Annotated in this window: 14 protein-coding genes; 2 read left to right on the plus strand and 12 right to left on the minus strand. The window is 58.1% G+C overall.

From position 1 onward, the window contains the following. Positions 1–12: 12 nt before the first annotated feature. Positions 13–948, plus strand: coding sequence for a thiamine-phosphate kinase (locus tag Poly21_RS23090; RefSeq protein ID WP_146409367.1), 936 nt, complete (start codon positions 13–15; stop codon positions 946–948). Beyond that, positions 941–1429, plus strand: coding sequence for a glycine cleavage system protein H (locus Poly21_RS23095; RefSeq protein ID WP_146409368.1), 489 nt, complete (start codon positions 941–943; stop codon positions 1427–1429). The genes Poly21_RS23090 and Poly21_RS23095 overlap by 8 nt, the downstream gene beginning before the upstream one ends. Positions 1430–1613: 184 nt before the next feature. Here Poly21_RS23095 and Poly21_RS23100 read toward each other — a convergent pair whose 3' ends face one another. The 12 genes from Poly21_RS23100 to Poly21_RS23155 all read right to left on the minus strand — a co-directional run bounded on the left by Poly21_RS23100 (position 1614) and on the right by Poly21_RS23155 (position 20309). Further along, positions 1614–2459 carry a hypothetical protein gene (locus Poly21_RS23100; protein WP_146409369.1) on the minus strand — a complete coding sequence of 282 codons (846 nt, stop codon included), beginning with the start codon at positions 2457–2459 and terminating at the stop codon, positions 1614–1616. 35 nt (positions 2460–2494) lie between these two features. Next, positions 2495–3544 (minus strand): hypothetical protein, encoded by a 1050-nt coding sequence (locus Poly21_RS23105; RefSeq protein WP_146409370.1) that lies wholly within the window; start codon positions 3542–3544, stop codon positions 2495–2497. After that, on the minus strand, positions 3541–5274 hold the full coding sequence (locus Poly21_RS23110; protein WP_146409371.1) for a M56 family metallopeptidase: 1734 nt from the start codon (positions 5272–5274) through the stop codon (positions 3541–3543). The genes Poly21_RS23105 and Poly21_RS23110 overlap by 4 nt, the downstream gene beginning before the upstream one ends. After that, the gene (locus Poly21_RS23115) at positions 5271–5654 is read right to left on the minus strand and encodes a BlaI/MecI/CopY family transcriptional regulator (protein WP_146409372.1); all 384 of its coding nucleotides are present in this window, start codon (positions 5652–5654) and stop codon (positions 5271–5273) included. The genes Poly21_RS23110 and Poly21_RS23115 overlap by 4 nt, the downstream gene beginning before the upstream one ends. 20 nt (positions 5655–5674) lie before the next feature. Further along, positions 5675–8197, minus strand: coding sequence for a hypothetical protein (locus tag Poly21_RS23120; RefSeq protein ID WP_146409373.1), 2523 nt, complete (start codon positions 8195–8197; stop codon positions 5675–5677). Next, on the minus strand, positions 8194–11676 hold the full coding sequence (locus Poly21_RS23125) for a DUF4175 family protein (protein ID WP_146409374.1): 3483 nt from the start codon (positions 11674–11676) through the stop codon (positions 8194–8196). Before Poly21_RS23125 ends, Poly21_RS23120 begins: the two co-directional genes overlap by 4 nt. Before the next feature lie 148 nt (positions 11677–11824). Further along, positions 11825–13885, minus strand: coding sequence for a BatA domain-containing protein (locus tag Poly21_RS23130; protein ID WP_146409375.1), 2061 nt, complete (start codon positions 13883–13885; stop codon positions 11825–11827). 3 nt (positions 13886–13888) lie between these two features. After that, positions 13889–14794, minus strand: a complete 906-nt coding sequence (locus Poly21_RS23135) for a DUF58 domain-containing protein (protein WP_146409376.1) — start codon at positions 14792–14794, stop codon at positions 13889–13891. A 73-nt stretch (positions 14795–14867) separates the two neighbouring features. After that, positions 14868–15914: an AAA family ATPase gene (locus tag Poly21_RS23140; RefSeq protein ID WP_146409377.1), complete on the minus strand. Its 1047-nt coding sequence runs from the start codon at positions 15912–15914 to the stop codon at positions 14868–14870. Next, positions 15911–17497, minus strand: a complete 1587-nt coding sequence (locus Poly21_RS23145; RefSeq protein WP_146409378.1) for a CREC-EF hand family protein — start codon at positions 17495–17497, stop codon at positions 15911–15913. Before Poly21_RS23145 ends, Poly21_RS23140 begins: the two co-directional genes overlap by 4 nt. Then, positions 17494–18804 carry a DUF1501 domain-containing protein gene (locus Poly21_RS23150; protein WP_146409379.1) on the minus strand — a complete coding sequence of 437 codons (1311 nt, stop codon included), beginning with the start codon at positions 18802–18804 and terminating at the stop codon, positions 17494–17496. The genes Poly21_RS23145 and Poly21_RS23150 overlap by 4 nt, the downstream gene beginning before the upstream one ends. Next, complete coding sequence (locus tag Poly21_RS23155) at positions 18795–20309, minus strand: DUF1553 domain-containing protein (RefSeq protein ID WP_146409380.1); 1515 nt, start codon at positions 20307–20309, stop codon at positions 18795–18797. Before Poly21_RS23155 ends, Poly21_RS23150 begins: the two co-directional genes overlap by 10 nt. Positions 20310–20395 lie beyond the last annotated feature (86 nt).

Raw genomic sequence — 20395 nt, forward strand, 5'->3', positions numbered from 1 at the left:
ATCGAAGCCAACATGGAACAGTCCTTTCTTGCGTATTTACGCGGTCGTACCCGCAGTCTGCCCGCCGTCGCGGTCGGCATCGGTGATGATGCTGCTGTCATGGATCTGCCGGCAGGCGATGCGGGGATTCAGCAGGTCGCATGCACCGACCAAATTATTGACGGGGTCGATTTCGATAGCCAGTCCCAACCGCTCGCATCGATCGGCTATAAGTCCATCGCAATCAACCTCAGCGACATCGCGGCGATGGGCGCGGCACCGACAGCGGCTCTCGTCACGTTGGCGCTCCCCGCCGATAACGCGACCGAAATCGCTGGCGAAGTCTACGAAGGTATTCTCGAGGCCTGCGGGCAGTTCGGGATCGCCATCGCGGGTGGAGACCTGTCGACCTACGACGGCCCTCTTGCGATCAGCGTCTGCCTACTCGGCACTGTCACGGATCCGTGGCTGCGTAGTGGCGCCGCGGAAGGTGACGTGATCTTTGTCACCGGCTCACTCGGCGGCAGTCTGCTCGGCCGGCACCTGCGTCCAACGCCACGCGTCGAATTCGCAAAACGCCTGCGTCAACACGCCCAGGTGCACGCCGCGATCGATGTCAGCGACGGATTCAGTCTCGACCTCGATCGGCTGCTCGCCGCCAGCCGTGTGGGGGCCGAACTCGATCTCGAATGCATCCCCATTTCGGACGCTGCTGTCAAAATGTCCGCTGACAGCGGCCGTACTCCACTGCAGCACGCGTGGAGTGACGGAGAAGATTTTGAGTTGATCTTCACGGTGAGCGAGTCCGACGCAGCAAGCATCGAGAAACTGTCTGCTGATGAACTGACAGTGGAGATCACCCGCGTCGGTACGGTGGTCGGACGTACCGGACTATGGAAGCGGATCACCGGTAGCAAACTCGAGCGTGTCTTCCCCCAGGGTTATGTGCACGGCGAAACCGATGCCTGAGTCGTTCACATTCGCCATGGGAGAGTTCGATGCCGAATTCCCCACCGATTATCTTTACGCCAAAAACCACATGTGGGCATTGCCAATGCCCACCCAGGAGAACGTGGTCGGGCCCCTACGATACCGCTTCGGCCTCACGGCATATGCAGTTCGGTTGCTTCAAGATGTGTACTTTCTGGAATGGACCGTCGATGCACCGGCGCCGCTCACAGCTCGCATGCTGATCGGCTCCATCGAGAGCAAGAAGGCAGAGAGTGATCTCTTCACACCGCTGCCCGGCCAACTCACCGAGATCAACCAGGATGTGCTCAGCGACCCATCGCTTATCAATGCGGACCCTTATGGTGCCGCGTGGCTGATTGAAATCGAAGCCAATCTCGCAGCAGCAGCGATACTGCTCTCGCCCTCGGAGTACGCTGATCATCTCGTCGAAGCCTGGGAAGTCGCCCAGCGAACGATCAAAGGCCAAGCCAACACGTAGCTGGGGAACATTGTCCCGAGCGGGCCGTTTCGTGAATGTTCACCGCAACGCAGCCCATGGCGAGATAATACGCTCGGCATCCATTAGCTGATCTGTGTGAGCCCTCGGGAGGTGCGCGGTACCCGATGTTTGACGGCAGCGGGCTCACCATCGCCGGTCGAGCTTTGATTGAATCAACAGCTCGTTAAGGTACAGGTTCGGTTAAACCGGTCAGGTACGGAGTGGTTTGCTGCGGTGAGTCGCGTTGAAAAAACTCTCCTTGCTGCCAAACGTCCTGGCCATTGTGCTGTAGTTTCAGTGCACGCCATGTGAAGCGGATGGGTTGGTAGTTCCAGGTGGGAACCCCGTCTCGGGTTACCGATTCAACTCGCAGAACCAACTCGGGATCCGTGCCGTTGTCCCATACGAAGGCAAACAATGCTCCGTCTCGTTCAGGCGTTGAATCGGAGTAGCGATAGAGTGGATGAGGCAGTAGACGCAGTTGGTTGGTCTGATTGTTGTGGATCATCTGCGCGGTGAACTGCCTCGCTAGCGAACGCATCTGCGTTAACCTCATGCGCGCATTGGCAGCGACCGCGGGCGCCTCGTCAAGCGGATTGAGTTGCAGTTCGTCGATATTGGGATCCCAGCGTTTGACTGGAAAACCGGGTAGGATCAGCGGCGAAATACGCTCCGGTTTCAACAGATGCAGTTCCACGAACTGGATGTCGGTGCCGTTGATGGGCAGCGAGCCAATCGTGCCGATCAGGGCCAGTCGTGAGTCCGCATCGTGCCATACAAACACGCTGCCAAAGACGGTCCCCTCTGTGGCAAATCGAAACAGGGGTGTGGGAGCGAGTTTGAACGGTTTATCGCTGTCGATAGGCATGATCTCAAGTGATTCGGCCTGCTCCAAGAACAGGTTCGAGAGCTTCTCGGCACGCTCATTCGTAGCGTCGGCTGAGGATGATTCGGTGGCGTCCTGAGCATGACAGATTGTCATCAACGACAACACCGTTGTGACAATCCCGGTCAAAAGGAAGGATTTCATCGTCGTTGTTCCGTATTGGAAGGATAGTGGACGCGTTACTGGTCGGCAGGTTCATCCAGGAGGACCTGGCGAGCCCGGTAGCCGTCCATGGATTCATTCGTGATTGGTTTGGGGGCGGTCAGCGACTTGGGCTCGGTGGGAAGGACTTGTTCGCCATCGACCGGCACCACTTCCTGGGTGACGTCTTCATCGTCGGGCTGGTCGTCCGCGGCTACCTCTTCGGTCTCCACTGGATCGGCGGGAATGTAAGGTGATTGGACTTCACTACCGCGACCGTCACCGTTGTCCTCCAATTGCGCATGTTCGGTCTGTAGTCGTTCGAGCGATTTAAAACGTCCGTGAATTTCGAGATTCACGATGACGTATAAATCAAACAGCGAGAATTCGCCATCACCGTCGGCATCCCTCAATTTCTCATGCTCGCCACGGCCAGTCAGCACATCCGCCAGAGCGTAGGGCATCTCCGTGCCCGTGTATTCCTGATCGGCTTCGGTTGCGCTCACTACGATCCGATTTGCGCCAGCGAGAGGTTTCAACCAAAAGCCGCTGACGGGCATGGTGACTAAAACGATTTGGCGTTTCGCCTGTAGCGGTTGTAGCCAAGCCGCCATGTCTGTCTGGTCTAAATCCGGACCTTGGACGTTGAAGCGACTCTTTCCAGCGTACAGATCGGCGTGGCCGAGCAGGATTATCCAGCAATCCGCATTGGCTGGGACGGTTTCGCAAAGCGTGGTGACCGCGTCTTGAAGAGATTCGCGAGTGCAGATTTCCAGCGTTCGATCAAGCGTCGGTTGCAGTGTTTCCTGCATCGCTTCGTCACCGACCAGGGCTGTCACGTTTTCCGCAGGAACCTGTAACACGGATGTCGCTGCCGACATGATTTGTTCGACCGCGCCACTCAGGCGTTCGCGGTGAGCATCGTCTCCCGGCAGTCCACAGACGACGAGCAACCACGATGGCTTGGCCGAATCTGCGACCGCGGACGCTGCGTCGGCAGCTAAGCCATCGACCGTCGCCGTCGCATCGGTATAGCCCGATACGCTCGCCAGGCAACAGGCTAGGAAAATCGAGCGAGAAAACATCACGGTAGAACCTCGGCGTTGGGATGAGTGTCCTGGGACAAAACCAGGGACGAAACGTCGTCTTTGGACAGCATGGCCGCGAGCGTTTCGGTTTCCAGTCGGCGGACGTGCCCCGACCAATCGACTGCCACCCAACCGCACTCGGGCCGTTCGAGCACGACTGCCGCTGGACCGTGGACGGGCCACGATTGGATGAGCGCGAGCGATCGACTGTCGACAAGACGAGCGGTTTGCTCGGTTCCACAGTGACGCCATCCGCCTGAAAGAATCATCATCGTTTTGCCGTCAGCGGCATAGCGGATTGATTGAACGCCGGAATCTGAACCAGACCAGCTGGCCAGAATCTGTCCGGACTGCAGATCCCAGCGGTTGACGGTCCCCGATGAATCGCCAGAGACCAATCCATGGGTCGGATGGTAGGCCACGCTTGTGACCCCGCTGGCATGCTTGCCAATCAGCGAGACTGGCATGCCCGCAGTTAGATCCCATAGGCGAAGATTGCCTGCGGCGGTGCCGATCACGACCCGCTGTGTCGACGGTATTTCTGCGATTGCAGACACGTCTGAGTTTGAGAACGAAATCGTGGGGTAGCGACCGCCATCGACGCGGATGCCATGATCGACATCGGCGACCAAATGAGCACCCGGCAGGCTAAGAGGAATGTTCGCCCAGCGGCGCGGCGGTGGTTGGTTCCAAAATCCACGTGGCGTTCCCGGCAAGGGTTCTGGCACGATCATCAACGACTGGCTTCCTGACGCCGAGCTGGCGATCGATGGTTCCAACGTGTCGGCACCAAGCTGGTGCGTCGCGAGCGAGTCGACGCGAAAGGTTCGGATCCGTCGCTCAGCAGGATGGACCAGCATCAGAGCCACACATCCAATTCCCACGGCCATGTTCAGCGGCGCGGTGGCATGCTCGAGCCCTCTTGCGCACATCAGTAACCGGATGCGTTCTTCCAGCGAATCGGTTGGACGCATACCGTTGGCGAGTCGCGGCATTCCGATCGAGTGTTCGCTGATAAAATCGACCACCCGCAACAGCGCTTCGGCGTATTGACGCGGCGTTGAGTTCAGTCGTGCGACCGCCCAGGCATCACAACAAGCTTCCTCATGCCGCTCGAGTTGGCGATGAGCGAGATGGACACCTGGGAACCACCAATAGATGCACCCGACCAACCATTCCAGCCAGCGAACCCAATGATCGTGGCGATGGTAGTGAGCGGTTTCGTGTGCCAAGAATGCGTGCCGCTCGGGATCTGACAAAATGGCCCATAGCGACTCCGGACAGACGATGACAGGACGCAGCGCGAAGCCGAACAACATGGGGGATAGACGCAGCGGCAGTCGTACGACTTCGGGGGCACTCGCTCGTCGACTGTCGGCCAACAGCGAGGCGACGAACGCAGTGGCTTCCGGATCGGAAGTTCCTTCTCGCTTGATCAGCAGATGAAAACGTATCGAACGGACCAGGCCACGCGCGACGAAGAAGGCGAATCCTGCCAGCCAGAGAACGCCCAGACCAATCCACCAATCCATGTCCATCGCCGGGCCCGCCTGACTGGGCAGAATCCGCAATTGCAGCAGGGGTGGAGTGATCAGTTTGATCAGAAAGGCGACCCATAGCAGGTGCGCCAGAACCGCTCGCCGACCTGAGCGACCCACGCTCCACGCGAGCCCGCCGATCAGTGAAGCAATCAAAACATTGCTAACAATCGTCTGCGCGGCGAACATCATTGGGCGTCTAACTCATCGAGTAGTTTGCGAAGATGGTCGCGCTGGGTCGAGGTGAATTTTTTCGAACCGACCAAGTGGTTCAATAGCGACGACATCGTTCCATCGCACAGCTCGTCGGCAGTCGTTTGCAATCGCTGGTTAATTAACTCTTCACGTGCGACGACGGCATGAAAAAGATGTGGCCACTCGTTCCGATCCCGTTCCACATGCTTTTTCGCTTCCAGACGCGACAGGAGTTTTTGCACGGTCGCAATATCCGATGGTGTGGAGGCACCGTACAAAGATTGCGAAAGGGTCTTCACACTTGACGGGCCATGTTCCCACAGTTGCTCCAGAATCGCCAGCTCCGCAGCGGTGGGTTCTTTGGTGGTTTTTACCATTTATCAATTTGCCTCAATGCTCATAGTCCAATTGCCTTACGCCAAACCCACTCTGCGGTCAGCAACCCGAGTAAAGTCAACCACAACCACCATCGACTCCACGCCGGAGTGAGATCGCGATGGGGCGGTCCCGAGGTCACTTTACGGTCTTTCAGTAATTGTGCTAGTTGTCGTGGCTGGTTTAAGACGTCGCCACCGGAGAGCGATGCCAGTCTCGCCATCAACTCGTGATTGGGCAGTGGGTTTTGCAGTTCGAAGGGATCGCTCAAGATTTGAATCGCCAGCGAGGTACTATCAACTTGCGTCCCATGGTCGAAGGCGTTTTGGGAGCCGGTTCCTTCGTAAGCCGTCATTTCGATTCGTAAACCGCCATCGCCGACTCCCCCACTTTCGCTGAGCAGCAAATCGAGACGATACCCTTCCTCGGTGCGGTCAGTATCGAGCATCAGCTCTTCACCCCACGCCAGCTTCGGACTCACTTCGCCACTGTCGCGTACGACATTGTCGGGCCATAGCAATGGCGAGTAGAGCGATAGATCCTCTAAGGACGCTGGTTCGAACATGGCCCACACGGAGTACTTGTTCGTCCGCCGGGCACCCTCATCGTACGCCATCGCCAGGATCGACAACGGTTCCCCTGGGCGATAGAAACGCTTGTCGGAATGGGCCACCAGTCGCCTACGGCCGGTCGAGGACCCCTCGGTTACCCAGTAGACGAGATTTCGCCAGAACTTGCTTGCAACGCGTTCTGGCTGCGGTCCCCAACGCTCGCTCAAGTCCGTCAAGGCGGTGCCCCCGAGGGAGGCCGTCGACACCAAGACGCGCCCGCGGCCGACACGATGGGCGACTATCGTTGGTGTTCCATCGTCGCGATTTTTTGCCAAGACATCGGCGGTTGATTTGGCACTGGCGACTGCACCGCTTTCCGCCAGGGACGGCAATGCTCCCAGGAGCTGGTCGTTGGACGCCTGCTCCCAACGCAACCGCCAGATCGGATGTTGCGGCATCGTGACATCCACTTCTCGCGGCTGCGGGTAGCTGCGCGGGCGATCCAGTAGATTCGTCGGTAGCAACGGCAGCAAGGGGGAATCAGACCAATCCGCGAGTATCAGGGCGTCCCCACCGGCGACAATCAAACCACCGCCGCGGCCCTCGATCCACTGTGCCAACCAACTGACCTGCTCTTCATCCAGGACGCTGGGACTGACGTCGCTGAACACGACGCAGTCATATGCGAATAGCTCCGCGCGAGTTTTCGGAAACCCGACTAGCTCTGAATTCGACGTGCTGTCTCGGAGCCCGCGAGGGGCGCTGCCTCCCGTGCTCGTGAGGACGACGCATTCGACATCTTCATCAGACTGCAATGCATTTTGAACCGTCACGATGTCCGCCTCCGCAGGCGTCGACGCGGAGCCTCCAAAGGATAGGATTTGGTTCAGAAAACTGGGGGTCGATCGAGTCGCTGTTGCGGCATTTTCAACATACAGTACACGAACCTTAGTGCGGTCAATGTCGACATGGGTTTCCACACGATTGTTTCGCTCGGTGACTTCACCTTCGAGCGGGTCGACGACTACGACTAGGTCTTCGGGATGCTCATCAACACGAAACTTCAGTGAAACGGATTGGGCGCCGCCACTGAGGGTGATCGGTACAGTCGCCAACGTCGCCGAGTCAAGGTCCGAGATTTTGCTGCGGCTGATAATCCGCACAGTCGTCTGCTGTTGTGTGAAACCGTAACTGCGCAAGAACACCTGCAGCTCATTTTCGGTGTACTTGCGGACGCGAGCTGGGACCACCAACGAGACCACCGCGATATCGCCATTCCCACTGGCCCGCCCCACGGGGACGACATGCAGTGGAACTCGCGCCGCGGCGAACAGCTCGGCTAAACGTTCGACCGATTCGGTTCCCCGTACTCGTCCATCGGAGAACATAACGACGCCTGCCGTTTGACGTTCGTTGACCTGCGGCAATAGCTGACGGAGTGCTTCGCCCAAACGCGAATCGGAAGCATCTGGCGGTGCGATCGAGCCCACTTCGCCGGCGGTCGCCGAATTCGATGTCAGCGTGAGGGATTCAGGCGAACTTTGGGTATTGTCATTAGGTTTCGCTAGCGGTTCCAAGCGATGTCCGAAACGGAATGCTTGCTCGTCCCCAGTCTGCAGCGCACCGGCAGTGGATTGTGCTTCGGTCAGGAACCGTAAACTCTCTTCCCAGCGAGTTTCGTCTTGTCCGAGCTGCATGCTCTGCGAGCCATCGAATAGGTACAGCATGCTCGGCCGCATGATCGCACCGCTGCGTTCATCGATGATGGTGGGCCCGAACAGAATCAACACCAGTATCACCACGGCCGCGGCGCGGAGAGCCCACAATCCCCAGTGCCGATGCACCTGCGATGCTCCCCAAAAATACCGCACGCAGGCCCACATCAACAAACACGCTATACCGATCGCGATGAACCCTTGGATCTGCCATGCGGGCAGCCAAGTCAGAGAGACGTCGGCCGGTATCAACCGGTTCAATAGCATGCAGTCACTCATGGCGTCAGGGTTCCTGTCATCTCTCCGTTGTCGTCCGAGATGGCGCGAAAGTATTGATCGACGGCGCTCCGATACTGCACCGGAACGGGCGCATCGCGATCCGTGGAGACTTCCAATAAAATCATTTCCTGGATTCTACGCCGCAGTTCGCGCACCACCGTATTTGCCCTCCCAGCGAGCGTATGCTGGTCAGCAACTGAAAACCGGCCGGCCCCAGATCCGTCACCGGGCTCCGGATCGGTGACATCGCTACTTCCACCGCCGGGCGGTTTACCTGCTAACGTTTCGGCCAGTTCGCTCATCCCTTCTTGCTCCAGTTCTCGTTCCAGGACGCCCGCTTCCGCCTTGGCTTCGGGCGTTTGCTCAGCAGCCTTTCCACCCTTGCCCAGTGCTTGGGCGAGTGCGTTAGCACGTTTTTCAATTGCCTTGAGTCGCGCCAATCGGGGCTCGACCAGTTGGCGATACAACGTATCAAGTTGCAGAGCCGCGTCAGCGTACGCACGAGCTCGCTCGTAGCCCTCATCGTCTATGAGCGATTTACCGCCAGGCGTATCCTGCAGTACCTCCTGCGCGGCCGATTGGGTCGCATCAAGTTGTTCGAGGAAGCCGTTCTCCTCGATGAATTCGGCGAGGTAGTCGCTAACCTCACTGCCTTCGACATCGCCCGCACTGATGGGCGCCTTCAACACGTCTTCGATCGTCTCGGCACGTCGTTGGAGCTGACGACCGAGCCGTTGGGTGTCTTCGCTCAACTCCCGACGCTGATCGGCAAGTTCCGGTTCCATGTTGGCAAGTGACGTTGTCATGTCACGTAGCGCCGAGACTCGATTCACCGGTTCGGGGGCCGCGATGGCATCGAGCTGAAAGCCCATCTCGCGCAGTTGATCGGTAGCATCCTGACTATCGGTGGCGAACGACTCGAGTGATCCGTCACGAGCGGACAGTGCCAGTCCATCGAGTGCTTTTTGCGCGTCCTGCATGCGTTGTCGTAGTAACGGCGAGTCCGTCAGCCGATCTTGAATTCGTTCCTCAATTGCACTCAGACGTTCGAGCAGATCCAGCTCAGCCGCAAACAATTCATCGCGACGTTCTTGTTGGCTGAGTTGGTCAACCCCGCCGTTCTCCATCGCCTCGTTGGCTGCGGTGCTACTCTCGTTATCGGCTGGTGAGGCTTGCTCGGCATCCGATTGATCGGTCGGTATCGTTTCGTCACTTGCTGTCTGTGACTCGCCTGAGGTTGGTGCAGCGGATGGATTACCGGAAGTCTGGCCTAGTCCGCTGCCATCGGTTGCGGTGGCGTTGGAACTCGTCATCTGGCCTGCTGATCCCTTTCCGGTTGGAGGGGATGTCATCCGCTGCGCCTGTTGACCCAGTTGGGACTGGGCCGCGGCGATCTGTTCGAGTTCGTCGGCCAATTCCTGCTCAGTCGCACTTCGCTCTCGGCGAAGCTTCTGTTGCATCTGACGCGAGAACTGCTGCATTGCACGTTGCTGTGCGGCAGTGGGGTTTTTAATGAAAAAGATCTCCAGAGTTCGTCGTGCTTCGGCGAGTGAGCGGAGCGCGTCTTCCTCCTGTGCGAGGGCGAGATCAAAGCTCGCCGCCGCGAGTGAGTCGGCCGCTTGCAGCATCGCCGACTCGGCCTGATTGAGAGCCTCCACATCGTCGTTGCCCCGTGACACGAGGAACTCAGTGAGGAACCGCGTTAATCCAGCCAGCTCACTCTGACTGGAGACCATTCGATCGAGCGTGCCGAGTTGCGACGCCAAGTCGATGCTGGACCGACCCCCCATTCGTCGCGTTCGATTGATCAGAAAACGCTGCCGCCGAATCAGTTCGTCTAACTGGACGAGAATGCGACCGCCGCCCGTTCCCGGCTCAAGTTCTATCTCTCCGAAAAATTGGCGCAGCGGGCGAATGTCGATGTAGCGAATATCGCTCTCAGCACGCTGCGGATGCGGGTCTCGATTATCAACGGCGAACGCGTAGTAGCTGATGTAGTCTCGCTCTGATAAGGCGAAGGATTCCAGCGGCAGGATCTCTTCCAATCGCAAACGAGTCGTGAGGGCAGCCTCTCTAGAGTCTTGTGTCGACACGTCCCAATCGGTCAAGACATACTCATCGTTGTCGCCGATCTGAAATACGATCCCCGCCGACGTCACGCCATAGTCGTCAGCAATCTGCGCTCGCATCGGCAACTCTGCCAAGGGCTGGACGCGGATTTCGTCGTAAGGATCACGCCAGGCAATTCGCGGTGCCGCGTCTTGGCGAACACGCACCCTTCCTGTTACGGGCTTCATTGGCGTTTCATCTCGACCATCACCTGAGAATCTCCATACCAATGAATCGTCGCTCGGCAGGGAAAACGTCCAGAGTGTGGGATCGTCACCTGCAGCAATTGACACACTTTGCAATCGAGAAGCCTTGGGGCCGATCTCGAGCTGGGCTCGACCGAGTGGGTGATTGGTTTCAATGACGACTTGCACATCGGAAGATTGCAAGACGGCGACATCTGCAGTCCCAAACTTTCGCTGCTCCAATTGCGTATATGCGGGAGGTTGCACCGTAACTTCGATGTGCTGGGCCTCGATGAGTGGTTGAACATCGATGCGATAGACGCGCGTATCACCGATACTGGTCAGAAACTGATATTCAATTGCACGATTCGTCTTGCCCAAGTTGAGTTGGAACAGCTCCGGTCTGGATTCCGTGGGTGACAGCTCTGTTTCCACCCAAGCCGATTCGGACTCGGATTGACTATCGGTCTCGGCGGCAACTGGAGCGTCTACTACCGGCACATCTCGATATCGCAGAACCACATCGCGATCGAGCCGCCCCTGTAGTTCCAAGGACACGCTGACGTCACTGCCTTCGAGCACACGCGTATCTTCTGGACTAACCGTCATCGTCGTATAAGGAAGATTCATCCCGAGCGAGCGCAACAAGGCTGTTCGCCATTGGTTACTGGCAAAGAACGTACACACAGCCGCCATCGACACGAACAGCAGACCGCAGCCACCGATCACCAAGGCTCTCGATGGGATCAGCGTGGTGGGTGTGAGGGTTTCCCAGCGGCCGAGGGTTTGATGCCCCAGGGCCGCTAGCATGGCTTGCGGTCCTTGAACGCGACCCTCGACGGTATCGAGTACGGTTCGAATGCGCTGTCCAAAGTCACCGAAGACGTGTTCGAGCCGGTTGGCAAAAGGACGTTCACGCGTGCCGATAAACCCAGCTATCAGGCGGCGGATCCACCATGCAAAAATCACGAGACCTCCCCCGGCGAGTCCAATCATGCGTACTCGCTGGGACCACTCCCAAACATAGTCGCCCGCAGCCAGCAGCAGCCAGAGACAGCCGATCATGATCCCAGCCAAGACGGTTGCAATGGCGGTGTCGACAGCAAAGTAACGTCGCCGCAGGGAGTGAAAACGCTCAGCGACTTCCCAGGAGACTGGAGGGATAGAAACCGGAGAGGTACTCATGAGGACTTCCGTTGCATAGGAGGGAGCTCAGAATAAAGGAAGTCATCAAGACTGTCGTGTTTTCGATGTCGAACGAAGCACTGCCGAACCTCTTGGTGAGATTCGCTACGAGTGGACTTTCGATGCAGGGGGATATCACTGCTGACCATCATGACACCGTTCGATTTGCGAGCGCGAATTCGCCAATCAATAACACACAGGCGGCAGCAGCCAGCCATGGCCACAACTCATTTGGTTTTCGCGTTGCGACCGATTGGCTCTGAGGTCGATTCGTGGCATCAGCAAGGTTGAGACCAAAGTGGTTTGCCAACGCGGACGCTTCCATACGCGTTGGATCCGATTCACGCGACGATCCATTGATGACGTACAGCGCGTGGGGCTGTTGCTCGAAACCGGCATGTTCAAAAACAGGTTCCGCGATTGGTGGTGACGCTGGATTGAGGGCCGCCTGGGTTACTACCAACCGGGAAGGTCGTTCAAAATCGAGTGGCTCCCCGATGCGACGAAATCGAATGGGGCCCTCTCCGGTGAGATTCAAAAGGTCGCCCGCCATCTGTTGTACCAGCGGTAGATACAACGGATTGGTCGTCCAGTTACTCCAACTTGAATCGGCACTGGACAGAAACCACACGACACTCCCTTGTCCGACAGGTTGTCGGGTCATCGCAGGTCGATCACCATCAAATCTCGCCAGGACTTTGGTTTGATCCGCGACGCTGACAGGGAGTAGCTTTCGAAATGCCAACCGAGTCAAGTCGCCGTGCTGAGGATCCGCAAAGGGTGATAGCATCTCGGTGCGAGTTGCTAGGGTCTTGATGCGGAATGGGGTCACGCCGCTGGGCTGCGGTAGCCGCAGCGTGCCGGGCACCAACTTAGATTGATTCCATGCGTCCAGCGTCGCGGTGTCGACAGCGTCGCCAGCGAATACCAACAGTCGACCACCTCCACTGACGTACGATTCCAGGTCCGCGATCAACTGGGCCGATAGGGCCCCAGCGTCGGAGACCACTACCAGCGGATACTGGTGCCCGTCCAAGCTCGACATTGATTGATCTTCTAAGAACAGCACCTCGACCGCAAAGCGACTCGGTGGAGCGGATTCACGGGCAGCGTCTCCCTCAATGCTCGATGGTGGGCTCGATTGCCGGCCGAGCGCAGCGGCCAAGTAGTAACTCGCGGAGTTTGAACCGTCCTCGGCGGCCCCTCCATCGATGACCAGCAAGTTCAGCGGTTGGGCGACTTGTACGGCGGTCAATCGGCGATTGTCGGCGGCCAAGTCATCGGCCACGTCGATCGAGGCGGTGACCTGCCACAATCCTGCATCCAAGTTTCCTAAATCAAATTGAACATCTTCGGCTTGGCCGCTGGGCACACTGATCGACTTTTTCAAGCGGACCTGACGAGTGCCATTGGATGCTGACACCACCATCGGCACCTCTTCTTGAGGGAGGTTGCCAAAATTAAACAATGTGGCGCCGAAGCGACTGGCTGTTTTGGTGTCCAACCGCGTTTGGAGCGGTGCAAACTGGGTAATCGCCAAATTGTTTGCCGCAGCCCGACCGACATCGACAATGCGAACAGGAACGTTGTCAGAAAACCCCAGCGACTCGCTAGCCGATGGAGCCATGGCGAGGCCGCTCTGCTGGAGGTCGGTGACGATCATGACCTCCGCCAGTGATTCTGGGAAGGCTCCGATCCGGTCCCGAGCCCACTCGACTGCGGCCTGGTAATTGGTATCGCCGTCGAGAGCACGCGGGACTGTCGGCCGCGTCGTTGACGCAGGCAATGGCTCGACCTGGCCATCAAACCAAGCCCACAACACCGTGGCTCCCTCGCCATATTCGGCAACGCCATCGGCAGCCGCGGTCAGAGCATCGTCAATCACGCGGCCACTATTGCCAGGCATTCCCATACTCGCCGAGCGATCAATGAGAACAATCTGCAAGTGGTCGCCATCACGCTGGGATCTTCCAGGCAGAAACGGTCGTGCGAATAAGCATGCCAGGAGGGCCACCAACGCCATCCGCGTCAGCAGCAGCAGCCAGCGACGGATCCGTCGACGCTGCGCGCCATCGCGAATGACTTCGTTCAGGAATCGCATCGTTCCGAGCTCAACGCGTCGTACCTGCCAACGATTCAATAGATGGATGATCAGTGGAATGGCAACGGTGGCCGAGCCGATCAAGAATCCCGTTTGGATGAAGTTCATGGGCTATCGAGTCCGCCTCACTAGGTAGTCGACCAAGGCACCTGTTGGCGGCTGGTCCGTGGTCAGCTCCAAGCGATCGACGCCCTGGTGTCGGCATACGTCCTCCAGCTCATCGCACCACTGCTCGATCCGGTGGAGGTAATCGCCGCGGATGCTCTCCACATCCGTTGTCACGTCGGCGCTCCCTTCCATATCTAGCACCCGCACACGACCCTGTTTGGCGAGATAACGCTCGAACGGATCGAGGATATGAAACAAAACAACCTCATGGCCGCGATGCCGCAATTGCTGCAGTCCGCGTTGGATCCCAGCGACGTCGTCGACCATGTCGCTCAACACAATCACGATGCCTCGATGGCGGGCAACCGCAGCGGCCTGCTCGAGCGACTTGGCGAGTTCCGTGACGGGACGCTCGGGCGTCTGCGCCAGCATCCTCAGGCAGTCCTCCCAACGTCCTGGTTTGACCGACGGATCGAGATACTGTCGGACGCCATCGTCCATCAAACCCAAGGCCACAGCATCGCGTTGTTTCAGCGCCAGGAATGCCATCGCGGCAGCGAGTGTGGCGGCATATTCATACTTGGTCATCGCTCCATCAATTTTGCACTGCATCGAACGACTGGCATCGACGAGCAGGTACAGATTTAAATTGGTCTCGGCATCGAATTCTTTGACGTACAGCTTGCGTTGACGGGCGAATACTTTCCAATTGACGTGCCGCAAATCGTCGCCGGGACCATAGCGACGATGTGACGAGAACTCGACGCTGTAGCCCACGAATGGACTGCGGTGGAGACCCTGCAGAAAACCTTCCACCACACCCCGCGCGCGCAATTCCAACGAACTGAGTCGTGCCAGTTCATCGGGCCGCAGCCAGTTCGGTGCCGTTGTTTGCGGAGAGGATTTCATGGAGCTAAGCGTGCTTGCCACGTATCGAGTTTTCGTTCTGGTTAAATGTTCATGACGACTTCAAGGCAGCGGATCATCGACCCGCTACTTCGTCTTTGACATTCTCTAGCAGCGCATCGACCACGTCATCTGAATCCACATTGTCGGCCCGGCCGTGAAAATTCAGCACCAACCGGTGCCGTAGGACGGGATGCGCCAGCGCCCGGACGTCTTCGAAGTCGACGTGATAGCGGCCTTCGAGCACGGCGCGAGCTTTCCCTGCGAGGATCAGCGATTGCCCCGCTCGGGGACTCGCCCCATAGGTGACATACTTGCTAACCATGTCGACACGCGACTGGGAGTCGCCAGAGTTTTTCACCGGTCGGCTGGCGTTGACCAATCGGGCCGCGTACATGACCACATCGTCCGCCACCGGCACACTCCGGACGATCCCCTGAAGTTTCAAAAGGTCGGCCGACTCCAGCACTGCGGCGGGTGATGAGATGTCGGTACCCGTCGTCCCTCGGATGATTTCGGCCTCCTCCTGGACCGTGGGATATCCCACGCGGATGTTGAACATGAAGCGGTCAACCTGGGCCTCTGGCAAGGGGTAGGTGCCCTCCATCTCAATTGGGTTCTGCGTCGCGACAACGAAGAACGGTGGATCAAGCGAATAGGTCGTATTGCCGATACTCACCTCCCTTTCCTGCATCGCCTGCAGCAGCGCGGCTTGGGTTTTGGGAGGCGTGCGGTTGATCTCGTCGGCGAGTAAGAAATTGGTAAAGATCGGGCCGGGGACAAATTTGAGTCGATACCCACCGCTCTCTAATTCCTCCATCACGTCGGTACCGGTGATGTCCGATGGCATCAGGTCGGGCGTGAACTGAACTCGTTTGAATTTCAGATCCAAGGTTTGCGACAGCGTCCGGGCCATCAGGGTCTTACCCAGTCCCGGGACACCGTGCAGTAAAACGTGACCTCGACAGAGCAGTGCGAGCAACAGTAGGTCGACAACATCCTGTTGGCCGACGATGACTTTGGCGACCTCCTCACGCAGTTGCCGTCGCGCTTCACGAAGTTTTTCGACCTCCTCGAGCAGTTGCTTGTCATGGTTGACGGTCGAGTTCATCGTGGTGCTCATGTTGCATCCTTCGTGGCTTGAGTGGCTTCGGCTTCGTCAATTAAATCGTCGTGATCGGCATCGGTTTGATGAAACACATCTCGCGGGCCGAGAAACTCGTCCCAGGTCAAGTCGCCGTCTCCATTGCGGTCCATCCGTTGGAACCAAATCGGACCACTCGGCGGTTTCAGGAATGCCTCAGGCGTATCCATCGTGGGCCGGTCAACGCGTCCGAACAGCCCCACGCCCCCACGTTGAATTTCAATCCGGTATGACTTGGTCAATCGCGACGGATTGATCGCAGATTCGTTCCCAGCGACGTTCAGTAATTGAGTTTCACATTGTCGCAGCTCGCGAATTGAGATGCGACCGTCGGCGTTGGTATCGAGAATCTGAAAAAAACCATTGCCATTGTCGAGCAATGTCACCTGGCACGTTGTCGATGCGGGTTCGGTGTACTGCTTGACATACGACATCATCTCCTCGGCAAACACTCGGTCGTCGTCGTCTTGATCCATCGCGTCGAAGAGGTAGCGAGCGAAACGCTGGTGTTCGGCGATTTCGTCGCGGTCGAGGTATCCGTTGGCATCAACATCGATCGCGTTGAACGTGTCTGCTGCGTTGGCGTTGGCTTCGGCCATGGGGTCTCGATGCCGGTAACTGACGCTGAGCGACAAGCCGCCGCGTTGCAGGCGGATCAAATCGGATCTCGCTACTTCCACATCAGCTGCATGGGCTGAGACGAGCTGCATGGCGTCGCTGGAGGATTGATGCAAGTCGACCGTCAAAGACATGTCGGGTTCAGCGGTCGCGAGCCGACTCATCTCTTGCATGCTCAGCTTGCCGTCCTGGTCCACGTCGAGCGACTCGAGCCGCTCTGCCTTCCAGCCCAATTCGTCAGCGGTGAGGTGGGCATCGCGATCGGTGTCGTACCGGCGAACCAAGCGGGCGGCCAGAATCGGCTCGGTGGCATCGCGAAGCATCTCGGAGTGCACCGCCCCAGGGGGTTCGTCAAGGAGAGGGCTAACGAGAGCACCTTGCATGGTCGTCGGTGCGGTGGTCAAGAATTCGTCGAACGTCACGCATTGATCAAAATCGCTGTCACGCTCGGCGATTCGCGCGGGGGACAACTGCATTTCAACGCGGTCGATCAATCCTGACTCGTCTCGGTCGAGTACGCGAAAGACACTCAGGTCTTGGTCGGCGAGCGCATTATTTTGGCGGTAGGTTACCAGCTGTCCCGCGGCGCGATCGACCGCCAGTTCGAGGTCTTGAGTTGTGTATGGGCGACTCGAGCGTAAGGAGTCGAGGAACTTGTTGCCTTCAAATCTTCGTCCGCTGACGAACAACGGATGCTTTTGAGTTTCAGTGCGACTGAGTTTTCCATCCTGGTCCGTGTCCAGCGACGCGACCAAGCGAGTCAAATAGTCCGCGCGGGTTTGTTCCAATGTCTTGGCATCGTCCATGATCTGGACACGCAGATGTACGGGACCACCGGGTAACAACAACAGCATGTCGTGTCGGCCTGCATCCTCGGCTTGCACGGTTGACGAGCAGACGATCGTCAGGAACATCACGGAAAGTCGCCGCGGATATCGCATCATCCCACGAGCTCCTTGATCGGGGTGCCTCCTTCATCGACAATCGGGATCGGCCGATCGCCCAATGAATTACTCGATGATGATGAGATACCGATTGATTCCAGCACTGTGGCAAATAGATCTGCGGCACTGACAGGACGATCCTTGACCTCCATCGCATCCGCGGTTGTCTCACCAATCACCTGCCCGCCCGCGATCGAGGCACCCGCCAGAGCGACGCTCCAGGCATCGGGGAAATGGTCGCGTCCGCTATTCGGGTTGATCTTGGGGGTGCGCCCAAACTCGCCCATCCACACGACCAGGGTCGATTCCAGCAACCCGCGCTGACGCAAGTCGGTGAGCAGTGTTGACCACGCCGGATCGAGCGTGCCGCACATGGATGTCACCGCCCGGAAATTGTTTAGGTGTGAGTCCCAGCTGGCGTCACCGGTGGCATCGAGCGAGACCTCGACAAAGGGCACTCCCCGTTCGACCAACCGCCGAGCCAGCAAACAGCCTTGCCCGAACCGACTGCGGCCATACGCATCACGCAGTTCGGCAGGCTCTTCGTCTAAGTTGAAAGCGCCTTCGCCCCGGGTTTCCACCATCCGCATCGCTTGGTCGTAGACGGCAGCGTGCTTGAGCGCCGATGCCGATTCCCCAGCCATGCCCGCACGCATCAATTGGAGCAATTGCTGGCGATTGTCCAATCCGTCTCGTGGGATGCCGACCGGTTCAAGGTTTTCCACAGTCAAATTCGCACGTGTGGTCGGGTTGTTGCTCGCGCCGGAAACCAGCAGCGGTGAGTAACGCGGTCCCAAAAAACCGCTCCCTAAATTTCCAAACCGGAAAGGTGCGATCGACACGAAGCCGGGCAACGGTGAGTCATGGGGCGCATTTCGCTGGGCAACCAACGAGCCGAGAACGGGATATTCGGTCCCACCGCCCATCGGTCGGTAACCGGTCTGCATCAGTTGGGTGGCCCGGCCGTGGTCGCCTTCGCGCGTTTTCATCGATCGAATCAGAGCGACGTCCCGCATCTGTTTCGCGAGCAGAGGCAGATTGTCGCTCAGTGAGATGCCCGGTACCGCAGTCGCAATGGCCTTGGTCGGCCCGCCGTTACGATGCCCCGGCTTCGGATCGAGTGTCTCCAGTTGGCTAGGCCCACCCGACATCCAGAGCAGAATGCATGCTTTGGGAGGTCGTTTGCCGGCAGCAGCGTGAGCCAATCTTGGCAGCCATCCCGAGCAACTCGTCCCCGCCAACGACGCCGCGGCGATTCGCATGATGTCGCGGCGTGAATAATGATCGAACTGAAACCTTATCGACATAGCACAAACTCCGGGCTGTTTAACAAGGCCCAGAGAATCTCGCCATAGGCGTGCTCCCGGGCCGTCTCAGTGGACTGTGTTTCCAAATAGTCGCTCAGCGATGAGAGCTCCGCCGCGGACGGCTCCCGCGTCAACACCGCTAAATACAATGTTTTGATGCGATCCTGCTGATTGAAGAAAGGTGAGTCGAGCACGGCGCGGAGCAACCGGCTACGCTCCGAGCTGATCGCGTCACTGGTCATTTTGCCGTTCATCAGCATCAGCGCTTGCGGAATACCAGCGGCATAGTCTTCAGGAGTCGTGCCGGTTGTTTCGCTCAGTCGGCTGACTAATTGCAGGCGATCGCCGGACCACCGCGACGAGGCAGGATCGATCCGACTGACAGGTAAGATCAGAGACTGTTCGAGAGAGTCGAATACCTGCTCGGGACTGATCACTTTCAATGTCCGTGTGAACCTCTGTGACGTAGGTGCGACTTCACTCGCCGCACTCTCAGCTTGGTACCACGCCGATTTGCATATGGCTGCCGTCAACTGATCCACGCTGAAACCGGTTGCGGCGAACCGCTGACCGAACTCGTCCAGCACTTCACGTTCGTCTGGCATGGCCAAATCGAGGTTTTCGACATCAGGGAATAACCCACGGCCCACCAAGAGCTGCCAAAAACGATTGACCGCCGTTGCCGAAAAGTTCGGATTCGCTGCCGATGTCAGCCAGGCGGCAAACCGCGTTCGCGCTGCTCGTTCAGGTTTCTCGATCGCGGCTGGATCCCAGAGGAACTTGGCAGCATATTCAGTCCCTTCATACCATATCGATCCAGGCGTCTTCGCTTGCCGCGAAGCGTTCGCAACGTCTCCCACGCGAGGCATGTCACCATAGAACGCAGCCAGACCCCAGAAATCAGATTGCTTCCAATCCACGAACGGATGGTCGTGACACTGGGCACATTCCATCCGCACGCCGAGGGCGACCCGTGAGATGTGAGCGGCATAATTCTCCGGCAGACTCCCCAGTAATTGGTAATAGCCGGACGTGTCCGCACTGGTCAGCCGTCGCATCATTTCGTCAAACGGTACCTTTCGAGCGAAGGCGTCTTGCAACCAGAGTTCGAGCGTCTCCGGCGCACCGTTCACCGTCGTTCCCGGCGGCAGCAGGACACGGCGCCACTGACGAGCAAGATTGGCAGCCGCGAGTCGCTGATAGACCTCCGCCCGGGTTCCTTCGCCAAAGACCAATTGATCGATCAACGTGTGCCGACGCCGATCGCCCAACGCCTCAAAATCCCGTAGCTCCGAGACACTCGGTACCCGCCCCAATACATCCAGATAGACTCGCCGCGCAAACGTCAGGTCGTCACATCGTGTGGGGAGCGGACCAAACAATTCCTGGCCGCGTTGATCAAGCCAGGCCGCTAAATCCTCGCCCCGTGAGTCAGCCTGGGCCAGTCGCGAGGAGCCGAGCACACCGCTCAAGACGACCAGTAGAAGGACTGCCAACGATCGCATGCTTCGCTCTCCTGTCACAGGGATCAACTCATCACGATGGCCAATATAGACATTGTGTCTAAGTAAGTCAAGCTTTCGTGTCGAGA

The sequence above is a fragment of the Allorhodopirellula heiligendammensis genome (genome assembly GCF_007860105.1).
In the GTDB taxonomy this organism is placed as follows: domain Bacteria; phylum Planctomycetota; class Planctomycetia; order Pirellulales; family Pirellulaceae; genus Rhodopirellula; species Rhodopirellula heiligendammensis.

Bases quoted from the DNA above. Each gene is read 5' to 3' on its own strand.
- Poly21_RS23090 (WP_146409367.1), top strand. From the start codon at position 13: ATGGAACAGTCCTTTCTTGCGTATTTACGCGGTCGTACCCGCAGTCTG.
- Poly21_RS23095 (WP_146409368.1), top strand. From the start codon at position 941: ATGCCTGAGTCGTTCACATTCGCCATGGGAGAGTTCGATGCCGAATTC.
- Poly21_RS23100 (WP_146409369.1), bottom strand. From the start codon at position 2,459: ATGAAATCCTTCCTTTTGACCGGGATTGTCACAACGGTGTTGTCGTTG.
- Poly21_RS23110 (WP_146409371.1), bottom strand. From the start codon at position 5,274: ATGATGTTCGCCGCGCAGACGATTGTTAGCAATGTTTTGATTGCTTCA.
- Poly21_RS23115 (WP_146409372.1), bottom strand. From the start codon at position 5,654: ATGGTAAAAACCACCAAAGAACCCACCGCTGCGGAGCTGGCGATTCTG.
- Poly21_RS23120 (WP_146409373.1), bottom strand. From the start codon at position 8,197: ATGAGTGACTGCATGCTATTGAACCGGTTGATACCGGCCGACGTCTCT.
- Poly21_RS23125 (WP_146409374.1), bottom strand. From the start codon at position 11,676: ATGAGTACCTCTCCGGTTTCTATCCCTCCAGTCTCCTGGGAAGTCGCT.
- Poly21_RS23130 (WP_146409375.1), bottom strand. From the start codon at position 13,885: ATGAACTTCATCCAAACGGGATTCTTGATCGGCTCGGCCACCGTTGCC.
- Poly21_RS23135 (WP_146409376.1), bottom strand. From the start codon at position 14,794: ATGAAATCCTCTCCGCAAACAACGGCACCGAACTGGCTGCGGCCCGAT.
- Poly21_RS23140 (WP_146409377.1), bottom strand. From the start codon at position 15,914: ATGAGCACCACGATGAACTCGACCGTCAACCATGACAAGCAACTGCTC.
- Poly21_RS23145 (WP_146409378.1), bottom strand. From the start codon at position 17,497: ATGATGCGATATCCGCGGCGACTTTCCGTGATGTTCCTGACGATCGTC.
- Poly21_RS23150 (WP_146409379.1), bottom strand. From the start codon at position 18,804: ATGTCGATAAGGTTTCAGTTCGATCATTATTCACGCCGCGACATCATG.
- Poly21_RS23155 (WP_146409380.1), bottom strand. From the start codon at position 20,309: ATGCGATCGTTGGCAGTCCTTCTACTGGTCGTCTTGAGCGGTGTGCTC.